12 protein-coding genes are annotated in these 13682 nt (G+C 62.1%); 7 read left to right on the top strand and 5 right to left on the bottom strand.

Going from position 1 to position 13682, the window contains the following annotated elements; translation table 11 throughout:
- Positions 1-36: 36 nt before the first annotated feature.
- Complete coding sequence (locus tag ACQKRQ_RS30480) at positions 37-843, bottom strand: MetQ/NlpA family ABC transporter substrate-binding protein (RefSeq protein ID WP_408177014.1); 807 nt, start codon at positions 841-843, stop codon at positions 37-39.
- Between the two features lie 295 nt (positions 844-1138).
- Here ACQKRQ_RS30480 and ACQKRQ_RS30475 point away from each other — a divergent pair, with 295 nt between their 5' ends.
- Together ACQKRQ_RS30475 and ACQKRQ_RS30470 are read left to right on the top strand one after the other, a co-directional pair.
- The gene (locus tag ACQKRQ_RS30475; RefSeq protein ID WP_132382218.1) at positions 1139-2293 is read left to right on the top strand and encodes a porin; all 1155 of its coding nucleotides are present in this window, start codon (positions 1139-1141) and stop codon (positions 2291-2293) included.
- A gap of 287 nt (positions 2294-2580) precedes the next feature.
- Entirely contained in the window at positions 2581-3396 is an 816-nt protein-coding gene (locus ACQKRQ_RS30470; protein ID WP_427481265.1) for a class II aldolase/adducin family protein, read from the top strand.
- Between the two features lie 96 nt (positions 3397-3492).
- On the opposite strand, the gene ACQKRQ_RS30465 is transcribed toward ACQKRQ_RS30470, so the two are convergent.
- Entirely contained in the window at positions 3493-4401 is a 909-nt protein-coding gene (locus ACQKRQ_RS30465) for an AraC family transcriptional regulator N-terminal domain-containing protein (protein WP_427481404.1), read from the bottom strand.
- Positions 4402-4703: 302 nt separating this feature from the next.
- Between ACQKRQ_RS30465 and ACQKRQ_RS30460 the strand changes: the two genes are divergently transcribed.
- From ACQKRQ_RS30460 to ACQKRQ_RS30450, 3 genes are all read left to right on the top strand, one after another.
- A complete protein-coding gene (locus tag ACQKRQ_RS30460; RefSeq protein WP_427481264.1) occupies positions 4704-5444 on the top strand; it encodes an SDR family oxidoreductase in 741 nt (246 codons plus the stop codon).
- Between the two features lie 29 nt (positions 5445-5473).
- A complete protein-coding gene (locus ACQKRQ_RS30455) occupies positions 5474-6235 on the top strand; it encodes an SDR family NAD(P)-dependent oxidoreductase (protein WP_427481263.1) in 762 nt (253 codons plus the stop codon).
- Positions 6236-6307: 72 nt separating this feature from the next.
- Positions 6308-7156 carry an SDR family oxidoreductase gene (locus tag ACQKRQ_RS30450; protein WP_427481262.1) on the top strand — a complete coding sequence of 283 codons (849 nt, stop codon included), beginning with the start codon at positions 6308-6310 and terminating at the stop codon, positions 7154-7156.
- A gap of 149 nt (positions 7157-7305) precedes the next feature.
- Here the strand turns inward: ACQKRQ_RS30450 and ACQKRQ_RS30445 are convergent, their stop codons facing one another.
- The 3 genes from ACQKRQ_RS30445 to ACQKRQ_RS30435 form a co-directional block, all read right to left on the bottom strand.
- Entirely contained in the window at positions 7306-7878 is a 573-nt protein-coding gene (locus ACQKRQ_RS30445; RefSeq protein ID WP_427481261.1) for an OsmC family protein, read from the bottom strand.
- Between the two features lie 45 nt (positions 7879-7923).
- A complete protein-coding gene (locus ACQKRQ_RS30440) occupies positions 7924-8856 on the bottom strand; it encodes a hypothetical protein (RefSeq protein WP_132382204.1) in 933 nt (310 codons plus the stop codon).
- A gap of 403 nt (positions 8857-9259) precedes the next feature.
- A complete protein-coding gene (locus tag ACQKRQ_RS30435; RefSeq protein WP_427481403.1) occupies positions 9260-10630 on the bottom strand; it encodes an MFS transporter in 1371 nt (456 codons plus the stop codon).
- Between the two features lie 263 nt (positions 10631-10893).
- On the opposite strand from ACQKRQ_RS30435, the gene ACQKRQ_RS30430 reads away from it, so the two are divergent.
- On the top strand, positions 10894-12399 hold the full coding sequence (locus ACQKRQ_RS30430) for an efflux transporter outer membrane subunit (RefSeq protein ID WP_427481260.1): 1506 nt from the start codon (positions 10894-10896) through the stop codon (positions 12397-12399).
- A 124-nt stretch (positions 12400-12523) separates the two neighbouring features.
- On the top strand, positions 12524-13675 hold the full coding sequence (locus tag ACQKRQ_RS30425) for an efflux RND transporter periplasmic adaptor subunit (RefSeq protein WP_427481259.1): 1152 nt from the start codon (positions 12524-12526) through the stop codon (positions 13673-13675).
- Positions 13676-13682 lie beyond the last annotated feature (7 nt).

The raw sequence follows: 13682 nt of genomic DNA, 5'->3' as shown, positions 1-13682 counted from the left end.
CGATCTGCTTTTGCACTCCGTGTGTCGACGCCGCGCTCAGAAGGCCGGAATGATCGCGCCTTTGAATTGCGTATCGATGTACTTGCGCACTTCGTCCGACTCGTACGCCGCCACCAGCTTCTTCACCCACGGCTGATTGCGGTCCTGCTCGCGCACCGCGATCAGATTCGCGTACGGGCCTTTGAGGTCCTCGATCGCGATCGCGTCTTTGGTCGGCTGCAGGCCGGCCTTGACCGCGTAGTCGGTATTGATCGACGCCGCGTCGAGATCGCCGAGCGCACGCGGCAATTGCGCGGCGTCGAGTTCGACCAGCTTGATCTTCTTCGGATTCTCGGCGACGTCGAGCGGCGTCGCGTTCACCCCGTTCGTGCCGACGCCCGGCTTGAGTTTGATCACGCCGTACTTCTGCAGAAGCAGCAGCGCACGGTTGCCGTTCGACGGATCGTTCTGGATGCCGACCTTCGCGCCTTCCGGCAAGTCTTTGAGCGACTTGAGTTTCTTCGAATAGAAGCCCATCGGCGACACATAGGTCAGGCCGACGTTGACGATCTTGTAGCCGCGCTGCTTGATCTGGCTGTCGAGAAACGGCTGGTGCTGAAAACCATTGGCGTCGAGATCGCCCGCGTCGAGCGCCGCGTTCGGCTGCACGTAATCGTTGAATTCGATGACCTTGACGTTCAGACCTTCGCGCGCCGCCACTTTCGTCACGACCGTCCAGATTTGCGCATCGGGACCGCTCATCGTGCCGATCTTGAGTTGTTTGTCGTCCGCGTGCGCGAACGTGGCCGTCAGCGAAATGGCCGCAATAGCGAGTAGGTTCTGGATGATTCTCCGGCGTTGCATGCGTTGCCCCACGTGTGATTTGTTGATAGGCGCGCATCGTCGCATGCGGCCGGGGCGCCCGAAACCAATCGTTTTTCACACGCTTATATGCACGATCCGGAAAAAGCTTATACGCGCATGGCCTGCGTGATTTGAGCGGGCGGCGCCATGTGAGTGTCGCGCCGGCGCGACAGATTTCAAAAATAACCCATGCTGTCACATACCTTACTCTGCGTTCCCTTAAATTTCGGGCCATCGCACGACCTGACCAAAGAGTTCGGCGCCGCGATCGCTTAATTTTTAATCGGAGAAAGTCTTGAACAAGAAAGTATTGACCGCCGCTACTCTCGCCGTCTTCGCCACCGCCGCCCACGCGCAAAGCAGCGTTACGCTGTATGGCTTGATCGATGCCGGTATCAGCTACGTGAACAACTCGAAGACCGCAACGGGTCACGACAACCTCTTCAAGTACGACGACGGCGTTTCGCAAGGCAGCCGTTGGGGCCTGCGCGGCACGGAAGATCTGGGTGGTGGCCTGAAGGCGCTGTTCGTCCTGGAAAGCGGCTTTAACAGCGGCAACGGCACGCTCGGCCAGGGTGGCGCGCTGTTCGGCCGTCAAGCTTATGTCGGTCTGTCGAAGGACGGCATCGGCTCGCTGACGTTCGGTCGCCAGTACTCGTTTTCGACGGACTATCTGGGCGGCAACTACTCGACCGGCGGCCAGACCGTCGCGGGTAACTACGCTTACCACATCAACGACGTCGACCAGTTGACGTCGAGCCGTATCAACAACGCAGTCAAGTTCAGCAGCGCGAATTTCGCGGGCCTGACCTTCGGCGCGATGTACGGCTTCTCGAACCAGGCAGGCGCATTTGCCGGCGCACCGACGGTCGGCACGACCGCCGGTTCGTCGCGTGCTTATAGCTTCGGCGTGAACTACGCCAACGGTCCGTTCGGCGTCGGCGCGGCTTACACGGACATCCGCTTCCCGGGTCAGGCAACGCCGGCCTTCTCGACGGCGATGGCCAACGTGACGACCGGCACGGTGCGCGATCTGCGCACGTTCGGCGTCGGCGGCCGTTACTCGATCGGCGCAGCGACGCTGTGGGCGTTGTACACGAACACGCGCTTCGAGCCGATCACGGGTGGTTCGACGACGTTCGCCGCCTATGAAGCAGGCGCGAAGTACGCGTTCACGCCGGCTCTGACGGCAGGCGCAGGCTACACGTACATGCACCTGAGCAACGCGAACACGGGCCACTGGAATCAGGTGGACCTGAGCGTCGACTACGCGCTGAGCAAGCGTACGGACGTGTATGCACTGGGTATCTACCAGATCGCTTCGGGCCACAATGCGGCAACGGGCGATGTGCAGGCGCAGATCGGTTCGAGCACGAGCTACTTCAATACGTCGGGCACGGGTTCGGACAACCAGTTGGCGTTCCGCGTCGGTATCCGTCACAAGTTCTAAGCGGGTCTCTCTCGGTGGGGAACGCGAGTTTCCTGCTGGATCGAAGTTCTTGAAAAACGCCCTGCGGGGCGTTTTTCTTTTTGGGCGAGTTCTTTTTTTATCGGAGATTGCTTTTGGCTTTCGATAAAGGCACGAGACCATGCGCGAGCATGGTACGGTCCGACGGACTGGTCCTCGCCGACGATAACGGCGTATTGTTTACCGAAGCCGCGACGCTTGCCAACCCGCCTCGCCGCCAGCGAACATTACGCACGCGACAGCAAGTGCGAACCTCGGAGCCTTCTCAAATGCAAACGACCCAATTATCCGACCCTGCGCTGGAATCGCGCGCAGCACGCAGCACGCAATCCGATAGCGAGCAGCATGTGCGGGAAGAACTGGCCGCGCTTTACCGGCTCGTCGCGCATTTCCGCATGACGGACATGATCGACACGCACATTACCGCGCGTCTGCCGAGCGCGCCGGGTGAGCCAGCCGCCTTCCTGATCAATCGCTATGGTGTCCTGTTCCACGAGATGCGCGCTTCGGATCTGGTGAAGATCGATCATCAGGGCAAGGTCGTCGACGAGCGAGCGCAAACCGAGCCCGCATCGTTCCGCGTGAACGCCGCGGGTTTCACGATCCACTCGGCGATTCACGCCGCGCGGGACGACCTGCATTTCGTGATCCACACGCACACGGCCGCCGGAACCGCTGTATCCGCTCAGGAACAAGGGCTGCTGCCGATCAGCCAGCATGCGTTGAAGTTCTACGGCAAGCTCGGCTACCACGATTACGAAGGCATCGCGCTGGAACTCGGCGAACGCGAACGTCTGGTCCGCGATCTCGGCACCTGCAAGGCGATGATCCTGCGCAATCACGGATTGCTGGCCGCAGGCGCCACGGCCGCCGAAGCATTCCATGAGATCTACTTCCTCGAACGTGCCTGCCAGGCGCAGATTCAGGCATTGGCCGGCGGCAGCGCCTTGCGCATCCCGTCGCGTGAAGTCTGTGAACTGACCGCGAGCCAGTTCGCTCGCGAGGATTCGGCGGAAATCGCGGAACTGGCGTGGCAAGCCGCGCTCCGTCTGATCGACGACCCGAAATCCGATTACCGCAGCTAGCGTTATTCTCCCTTGCCGTTGCCGTTGCCTTTGTGCTCAGCGCCGGTGCCCGGTCTGAGGGCCGCAACTCGCGCGCAGCATGGGTGAAGCCGGCTATCAGTGAGACGCGACAAAATCGTCGATCTTCGCGGCGGGCGAAAGCGCGAAAGACGCTCGCATGTCCCGAGCCTCGTCCACCGGCGAGCGTCCAAAAAACCGCTTGAATTCGCGGCTGAACTGCGACGGGCTCTCATAGCCGACTCGCGCCGACGCGGACGCGGCAGTCAAGCCGTCGCGGATCATCATGAGGCGCGCTTGATGAAGCCGCGTCGACTTGATGTACTGGATCGGAGAGGTCTGCGTGACGGCCCGAAAATTGGCGTGAAAAGCCGGCACGCTCATGCCGGCTTCGTCGGCGAGACGGCTGACATCGAGTGGCTCGGCAAAGTCCGTGTGGATCCGCCGCAGCGCCTTGGCCACCCTGCCGAAGCGGCCTTGATGGGCGAGCGCCGCTCGCATCGCCGCACCGCGCTCCCCCACCAGGACCCGATAGCAGATTTCGCGCACGATTGCCGGCCCGAGCACCTGCGCATCGAGCGGCGAGCTCAGCGCCCGTAGCAGGCGTAACGTAGCGTCGGCAAGATCGCCCTCCAGCGGCGTGGAGACGATCCCAAGCGGCGTGCCTTGCTGCTGGCACGTCGATTGATCGATCGCCAGAATCAGGTCGGTCAGATCGGTGAGATCGAGCCGCAGCGACACGGCCAGCATCGGCTCGGACTCGCTCGCCTCGGTTTCCGTGGAAAACGGCAGCGGTACCGACAGAACCAGGTAGTGCTGCGCATCGTAGACGTACACCTCTTCGCCCAGAAAGCCCAGCTTGCGCCCCTGGCACACGATCACGATGCTGGGTTCGTACAGCACGGGCGTGCGCCCCAACGGCCGGTTCGAGCGCATGAACCGCACCGATTCCAGTGCGGACTGGGTGTACCCCTCATTCGGCGCCAGGCGCCCAAGCAGGCTCACCATTCTTGTGGAAACCGGGGTGTCGGCAACGGTCACGAGAACTCCTTTTTTTGCGAGGTCAGGTTAAGCGATTCCGCCGGACTCGATCAACGGGCAACAACCCACGTCGATAGGAATAGGCAATACCGCCATTGTCGCGTGTATTCGCACGCAGGTGGCCGGCTCATAAGATGGGTCATCGGTTGCACAGTGCTGCCGAAGGTCTCGAGAGAGACGCCGCCGCGATTGCCCTGCTTCCTGATGTACGGCCTTCGCGGCGCCCCTCGGACAAGACCTGCACGAACTATCGGAACGGAGAACGCACCATGACAACGCAAACCAACCAACCCAAGGTCATCCTCATCACCGGGGCAAGCAGCGGTATCGGTGAAGCAACGGTTCGGCTGCTCGCTGCCCAGGGGCATCAGCTCGTGATCGGCGCACGGCGCACCGAACGACTCGCGGCGCTGGCCGAAACAATCCAGGCGAGCGGCGGCTCGGTTCATTATCGGGCACTCGACGTCACGTCCGCCGCCGACGTGAACGCTTTCGCCCAGTTCGCGCTGGACACCTTCGGCCGTATCGACGTGATCGTCAACAACGCCGGCGTGATGCCTTTGTCGCCTTTGAGCTCGCTCAAAGTGGACGAGTGGAATCGCATGATCGACGTGAACGTGCGCGGCGTGTTGCACGGCATCGCCGCGGTACTGCCGACCATGGAGCGCCAGGGGTTCGGCCAGATCATCAATATGTCCTCGATCGGCGGGCTGGCCGTCACGCCGACGGCCGCTGTCTACTGCGCCACCAAATTCGCCGTGCGCGCCATCTCGGATGGCTTGCGGCAGGAAACCGACAAGATTCGCGTGACCGTGATCTGCCCGGGCGTCGTGGAGTCGGAGTTGGCCGATTCGATCTCCGACGAAACGGCGCGGGCCGCAATGCGTGACTTCCGCCGGATCGCGTTGACCTCCGACGCCATTGCGCGCGCAGTCGCCTACGCGATCGAGCAGCCGGCGGATGTCGACGTGAGCGAACTCGTCGTGCGTCCGACGGCAAGTTCCTTCTAACCATCCCCTTCCCCCAAGAGAAATTCATCATGACCTCATCTGCATCCACAGACCAAATGTTCGCCGGCAAGGTCGCCATCGTCACTGGCGCGGCTAGCGGCATCGGACTCGCCACCACCGAGCTACTGCACGGCCAAGGCGCCACCGTGATCGCCGTCGATCGTGGCGCCAATGTCGAAGCGTTGGCCCGGCCGGGGATCGTGCCGCTCATCGCCGACGTCGCGCATGAAGAAAGCGCGGTGCGTGCGGTGTCGACAGCGACAGAACGCTTTGGGCGGCTGGACATTCTGGTCAACAACGCGGCCATCATCATCAACAAGCCGGTCATTGACATGACGCTCGACGACTGGAACGGCATTCAGGCAGTCAATTCCACCGGCGCGTTCCTTTTCTCGCGCGAGGCAATGCGCGCGATGATGCCGGCGAAGACGGGCGCGATCGTCAACGTGGGCTCATATGCGTGTTATCAGGCGTTTCCGCTGATCGCCGCTTATGCGGCGTCGAAAGGCGCGCTCGCCCAGTTGACGCGCGCCATGTCGCTCGAAGCGATCGATCACGGCATTCGCGTCAATGCGGTCGGATCGGGCGATGCGGTGACGAACATCACGAACCACATCCACGAAGACGGGCCGGCTTTTCTCGCCGCGCATGGCAAGAGCGCGCCGATCAAACGGGCGGCCGATCCGCGGGAAATCGCCGAAGTGATCGCCTTCCTGGCTTCCGATAAAGCCAGCTATATCGTCGGCGCGGTGGTGATGGCCGATGGCGGAATGAGCGTGGCGCTCAAGTAATTCATGGCCGTGTTCCTTTAAACAATTGGCCTCCATTAATTTCGCATGACTGATCTATCAAAGGACATCATCATGAGCAAATCTGCAAAAATCTGGTTTGTCACCGGCGCGTCGAAAGGCGTCGGCCAACGACTCGTACGGCAACTCCTCGCGCGCGGCGATCGTGTCGCGGCGACCTCGCGAACCGTAGCGTCGCTGACCGAAGCGATCGGCCCGGCTTCCGGGCAGTTTCTTCCTCTGCAAGTGGATCTCACCAACGACCAGAGCGTGCGATCCGCTATCGCCAGGACGATTGAAACCTTCGGCAAGATCGATGTGGTCGTCAACAACGCCGGCTATGCGCAACAGGGCACCGTTGAAGGGCTTTCCGACGAGGAGCTTCGGCAAAACTTCGACATCAACCTGTTCGCCCCGCTGACGGTGCTGCGGCATGCGCTTCCGCACCTGCGTGCCGAGCGCGGCGGGCATGTGATCAATATCGCTTCGATCGTGGGTTTCCAGGGCGGCTACGCCGGCTGGGGCAGCTATGTGGCGAGCAAGTTCGCCATCGCCGGCCTGACGGAGTCGCTGGCCGCCGAGGTGGCCGAGTTCGGCATCAAGGCAACGGTGGTGTATCCGGGGCCGGTGCGCACGGAGTTTTTGTCGAGTGGCGCGCTAGCGGTGGCCAAACGGCAGATCGACGAATATACCGAGGCCAAGGCATCGCTCGATCTGCATCTCGGCACGCTGCACGGTCGTCAGGCAGGCGACCCGGACAAGCTGGCCCTGCTGATCATGCAGGCGGTGGACGTAACAGAACCCCCGTTGCACCTGTTCGCCGGCAAGATTGCGAACGAACTGGCGGCGCAAAAGACCGCAGCGGTCCAGCACGATGTCGACGCCTGGAAAGGCTCTTCCGAAGCGACGGATTTCGTCGAGTAACTTCAAGCCTGAACACCTGCCGAAAAGTTGAAACCGGTGAACGTCGGTGAACGCGTATGACAGTTCACCGGACAGCTGAGTTGGCGATCCGCAGTTGGAAGGCGGTGCGACAGAGACGATTCCAGTCGCGCCGCCCTACATCGCGAAGCTCACCCGATCACAAGCGTGGGTTTCAAGGAGACGGCATTCGCCAGATTGTAGAAGTTGGGAGAAGTGGCCATGACAGCGTCGTGGATTTCGGCGAACTGTTCCCTGGTACCGCTGCCCTTGATACGAACGGTATAACGCAGGCTCTCGTAACCGTTTGCCACCTTCGGGTCGAGCCCAAGAAAGCCTCTAAGGTCGATGTCGCCCTCCGTTTCAATCTCGAGAGATTGGAGCGTGATTCCGCGAACAGCGCACTGCGCCACGTAACCCACCGTCATGCAAGCGTTCAGCGCCGCGATCAGATGCTCCTGAGGATTGGCGAACTGGTTCGAGCCGCCGAGTTCGAGAGGTTCATCGATATCGATCGTGAATCGACGCGACACGTCCTGCCCTCCGATCGCGAACCCCTTTACCTCGGAGCGGCTCCGGGCCTGGCCCTTCCAGGTCGTGGCAACGCGCCAACTGGTGTTGGCTTTCGACGCATCGCCCTTGACGCCTTCGATCAGGGAGAACAGGTCGTCGACGTCGAGGCCGTTGACGATGTTAGTTTCATGGGTCTGTGCATTGGCATTCATGTTCCATCTCCTCTACAAACGTGGGTTGTTCAGCTTCAGAAAGTCTTATTGCAGGGTGGCGAGCGCAGTCTGGATGCGCATGGCCTGGTCTTCGGAAATAAGGCTATAAAGCACCTCCCTGAAATGAGGGTGACGTACACCCGAGTGGATGTATTGCCACCGGTAGGCCTCGAGGAAATTCGCTTCGATCGACAGCGTTTCCGCTTCATAGACCGCGCGGCCGCAGTTGGCCACGAAGTAACGCGCGTCGGCTACGGCCTGCGCCTGCAGAATGCCGTCGATCGCGACGACCAGTTCGATGAACTCGTCAACAGCCTTGTCGCGATCGTTAGCCGTGACAGTGGCGTCATGACGTTCCCATTCGAGCTCGTCGAGAATGGCGTGTTGACTCTCCTCCTTCCAGTGGTAAAGGAATACATTCTTGAATAGTTCGGAAAGCTGACCGTCTGGATCAATGCTATGGCGATAGTGAAGCTGCGTGAACAGTTCGATATGCAGCGTCAGCGCCAGCACGGCCCAGGTGCTCTTGCCGAGGACCACGGCGGCAATGGCATCAGGGTCGACGTTGAAGCGATAGCCGGCGGGCAGCGTTTCACCGACCAGCATGTCGATGCGGCGAAACAGCGCCTGATGCTTAAGCTCCTCGTCGCTAAAGCGGACCAGCGCCTCGAGCGCCACCTGGTCGCCGAGCCAATAGTCGCGGCTGACTTCCAGCACCTTGGCGTTGATGAAGCGCTCCACCAGTCCGAACACGTTGGCATACGTGCGTCCCTGAATCTGGCTGACAAAACGCTTCTCGCTATCGGAGAGCGTGATGAAATTCGGAGCCAGTGAGAGCCCGTCTGGCAGATACTTCTGCGACGTGTCAAACGTGCGGCCTCGAATCACGTCACGGTCGATGTCCCAGCTGACCATCTTTGAAGCGCGAATGCACCGCGCGTAACGATCGCGGTCGGTGAGTCGCGATACTGCATTCATAGCATTTCTCCCAATATAAATCGTCATGCGGCGGGGCCGTGAGCGTTCATCTACCGGCCTGAAGGCAGGCGGCTGACCTGGCATTCCGGTGGCTCAAATGTACGATTGGGAGACGCGAGGTTCTATGATCAGGTCGCCGTAAGATATGACTGAAACGCCTGATCAGATTCGACGCATGTGAAGGAACATTGCGTCGGGCATGGCACGGGGCACGCTGGCAATCTGGCCAATGGGCGCAATGAGCCACCGATCAGGTCGTGCGCCCGCGGATGTTGTCGAGGCATGTAGGACCAGGGGTAGCGGGAATTAGCGTGGTGGGAATGAAGACAGGCACTGCGAACCCGGCCCGGCCCGGCCCGCTCTGACCGCGGCCTATTGATGGAAGCCGCGGCAAGCCGACTAATCATGCGGCTGGAGTGGCGTGCCCGCTATCGCCCATCGTCCGCGCATCGTCGTATTCCTGCGAGATGTCTTTGTTCGTGTAGTCACCTAGCCGCGAAGCGGCGATCAGGCTGAGCGCCGAGCACACCAGCACATAGCCGGCGATCGCATAGCCCGAATGGTAGTAAGCGAAGAGCGCGGTCGCAATCAGCGGCGCGGGGCCGCCCGCAATGACCGAAGCCAGTTGGTAGCCCATGGACGCCCCGCTGTAACGCAGCCGCCCCGTGAACGATTCGGCGATCAATGCAGCTTGCGGACCATACATCATCGAATGCGGTACCAGCGAGAGCACGATGGCCGCAAAGATCCACATTGGATTCCTGGTGTCCACCATGCCGAAATAGAGGAAGCCGAATACACCGACAGCGGCGGCACCGATCATGTACATCCGCCGCCGCCCGATCAGATCGGACACATGGCCAAACAGCGGGATGGTGACGAATTCCAGCACGGAAGCCGCCAGTACCGCCGTCAGCAGCAGGTCGCGTGTCACGCCCAGCGTCGTGACGCCATAGGTGAAGACGAAGGCCGTGAAAATGTAGAACGGGGCCTGTTCCGCCATGCGCGCAAAGGCCGAGAGAAGGATGTCTTTCGGCTGGCGGCGCAATACCTCGAGCATCGGCGTCTTCTCGATCTTGTGTTCGGCGAGGAGCCGCGCGAAGATCGGCGTCTCGAGAATATTCAGGCGGATGTAGAGGCCGATCGCGACGAGTACGATGCTGAGAAAGAAGGGAACGCGCCAGCCCCACGTCAGGAAAGCACTGCCGGAGATCTCGCTCATGGCCAGCACGGCGAGATTGGCCAGGAACAGTCCCGCCGGCACCCCGAACTGCGGCCAGGAGGCGACGAAGCCGCGGTGCGCGTTGGTGCGCGCCCATTCCATCGACATCAGGACCGAGCCACCCCATTCGCCGCCGACGCCCACGCCCTGGATGAAACGCAGCACCGTGAGCGCGACGGCGCCCCAGATGCCGATCGTCGCATAGGTCGGAACAAAGGCCACGGCAAACGTGGCGAATCCCATCAGCAACAGCGTGACGATGAGCGTGGCCTTACGTCCGATGCGATCGCCGTAGTGGCCGAAAATAGCCGCGCCAACCGGCCTCGCTATAAAGCCGACGGCGTAAATCAGGAAAGCTTGCAGTGTGCCGACGAGTGGGTCTGATCCGGGAAAATACAGCTTCGCGAAAACCAGGCCGGTGACCGTACTGTAGAGGAAGAAGTCATACCATTCGATCGTAGTGCCAATCGTGCTGGCGATGACCGCGCGGCGTAACTGCCGCCGAGCGTCCTGGTCGGAGAGGGGCGTCGCCCCTGATTGCGTGGCAGCCATTTGATCCCCCGAAAAAAAAGGGCGATATTCCAGTATAGACCGTTTGCGCGATGGGAGATTCCGGTGGAGGCAGGTCGAGCGCACCGCCTACGTGATCTCGTGTGCGAGCGCAGCAATCGACCGTGCTAGGCTACGCGTAGCTATCGTCCCGCATGGTAAATTCCCGCGTCAGGCAGGAAAAGAAACACCGAACGTTCACGTTGCCCGAATATCCGCGTCCGCTCGCTCGTTTAGTCAGAACGCAGGCGATACAAGGTGGATCGATGACCGACGTTAACCCGCGTATTGTCCGGCAGCGGCGCCTGTGCGTCGCCCTATGCGGCTGTGCCGCAGTGGCCGGCTGCATGGTCGGTCCTGACTACCGCTCTCCCCCCGCGCCCGCTACCGACACCTACACCGCCTCGCCGCTGCCCGAGCAGACGGCCTCTTCCCCGGGAGCCGCCGGCTTGCCGCAGCGCTTCGTGCCGGGACAGGACATTCCCGCCGCCTGGTGGGCGCTCTTTCATTGCGAGCCGCTCGACACGCTGATCCGTCAGGCGCTCGTCAACAGTCCGAACATCGCGGCGGCGCAAGCGGCCCTGCGGCAGGCGCGCGAAAACTTCTCGGCGCAAGCGGGCGGCACCCTTCTGCCCAGCGTCGACGCGCAACTCGGCGCCACGCGCCAAAAATTCAACGGCGTCACATTCGGCGAGCCCGGACTCGTCGAGGAGTTCAATCTCTACAACGCATCGGTGAACGTGTCGTACAAACTCGACGTGTTCGGCGGCACCCGGCGCGCACTCGAAGCGGTGCACGCGCAAGTCGATTACCAGCGCTTCCAGTTGCAGGCGGCCTATCTCGCGATGTCGGCGAACATCGTGACCGCGGCCGTCAAGGAGGCGTCGCTGCGCGCCCAGATCGAGGCAACCGAGCAGATCGCCGCGCAAGAAGACGAGCAACTCGGCGTACTCGGCAAGCAGTTCGAACTTGGGGGCGTGGGCCGTACGACGGTGCTCGCGCAGCAGACCCTGTTGGCGCAGACCCGCGCCACGCTGCCGCCGCTGCAACAACAACTCGACCAGGTGCGTCACCAGCTCGCCGTGCTGGCCGGCAAACTGCCCAGCGACACCGCGTTGCCCGAATTCAGGCTCGAGATGTTTTCGTTACCCGAAACGCTGCCTGTCAGTCTGCCGTCGGCCCTGGTGCAACAGCGGCCCGACATTCTCGCCGCCGATGCCGTGCTGCATCAGGCCAGCGCACAAATCGGCGTGGCCACCGCGGCGATGTATCCGCAGATCACGCTGTCGGCCAGCTACGGCGCCGAGGCCCTCACGCCGGCACAGGTGTTCAAGGCCGGCAGCACGATCTGGAGCATCGGCGCCGGCCTGCTGCAACCGGTCTTCCACGGCGGGCAACTGAGCGCGCAGAAGCGCGCGGCCGAGGCGGCGTACGAGCAGGCCGACGCGCAATATCGTGAGACGGTGCTGCTGGCGTTTCAGAACGTCGCGGACTCGCTGCGCGCGCTCGATCACGACGCGACCGGCCTGAAAGCGCAGACGGATGCCTGGCATGCCGCCAACGACTCGCTGGAACTCACGCGTGGGCAGTACCGCGTCGGCGGCGTGAGCTATCTATCGCTTCTCGATGCCCAACGCCAGTACCAGCAAACAGTGGTGAGCCTCGCTCAGGCTCAGGCAGCCCGCTACGCCGACACCGCGGCCCTCTTCCAGGCGCTCGGTGGCGGCTGGTGGAACGCCGCCGCGCCGGCCACCGCCGCGACCACGCATTGACGCATTGCCATAGCCCGACAGGACACTCGCTTCACCGCTCTTTGCAACACGCGCCGTCAGAAACGAAGGAACGAATGGACGAACCGTCCGGCGCTTTCGCCCAATGCCGTGCAAGGACATCACGATGACCGAAAGAAAACCGCTGACAAAACGGATGGTGATCATGCTGATCTGTGTCGGCCTGCTGCTGGCCGCGCTCGTCGGCTTCAACGTGTTTCGCACGCATATGTTCGCCAGGTTCATGGCGGGCAACTCGGCGCCGCCCGCCACCGTCTCGGCAGTCGTCGCCGGTTATCAGCAATGGCAGCCGCAGCTTGCTGCGGTCGGCAGCCTGCGCGCCGTGCGCGGCGTCGATGTCACCACCGAAGTCGCGGGCCTCGTGCGCGAGGTGGCATTCAGTTCGGGACAGGAAGCGAAAGCCGGACAAGTGCTCGTCAGGCTCAACGCGGACAGCGACGTGGCGCTGCTCCAGTCGCTCCAGGCAGCCGCAGAACTCGCGCAGACGGTCTACACGCGCGACAAGGCGCAGTACGACATCAAGGCGATCGCCAAGGCGCAGCTCGACGCCGACGCCGCCGACCTCAAGGGCAAGAAGGCGCAAGTCGCGCAACAGGCCGCGCTTGTCGACAAGAAGATCATTCGCGCGCCGTTTGCGGGACGTCTCGGCATCACCACGATCAATCCGGGGCAGTACATCAATCCGGGCGATGCGATCGTCACGCTGCAGGCAATCGACCCGATCTACGCCGATTTCTACGTGCCGCAGCAGCAGCTCGGCCAGCTCGCGATCGGCCAGACCATCGTGGTCGACACCAATGCCTACAGCGGGCAAACGTTCAAGGGCAAGATCCAGTCGGTCAGCCCGAAGGTCGACAGCACCACGCGCAACGTGCAGATCGAAGCCAGCGTGGACAACCACGAGCGCAAGCTGCTGCCGGGCATGTACGCGAACGTGAAGATCGACGCGGGCGCCGGACAGCGCTACCTGACGCTGCCGCAAACCGCGATCACTTACAACCCTTATGGCGCGACCGTGTTCATCGTCAAGCCGGGCACCCAGCCCAACGCGCAGGGCAAGGCGCTGCCCGTCGCGCAGCAGGTGTTCGTCACGCCTGGCCCGACGCGCGGCGATCAGGTCGCGATCCTCAAAGGCGTCGACGCCGGCACGCAGGTCGTGACGAGCGGTCAGCTCAAGCTGAAGAACGGCACGCCGCTCGTCATCAACAACAGCGTGCAGCCGTCGGACAATCCGAACCCGGCGCCCCAGGAACAATAGAGAGACC

The organism is Paraburkholderia sp. NPDC080076 (assembly GCF_050281145.1).
Taxonomy (GTDB): Bacteria; Pseudomonadota; Gammaproteobacteria; order Burkholderiales; family Burkholderiaceae; genus Paraburkholderia.
Note: the sequence above shows the minus strand (reverse complement) of the source record. Positions and strands in the feature narration are given on the sequence as shown.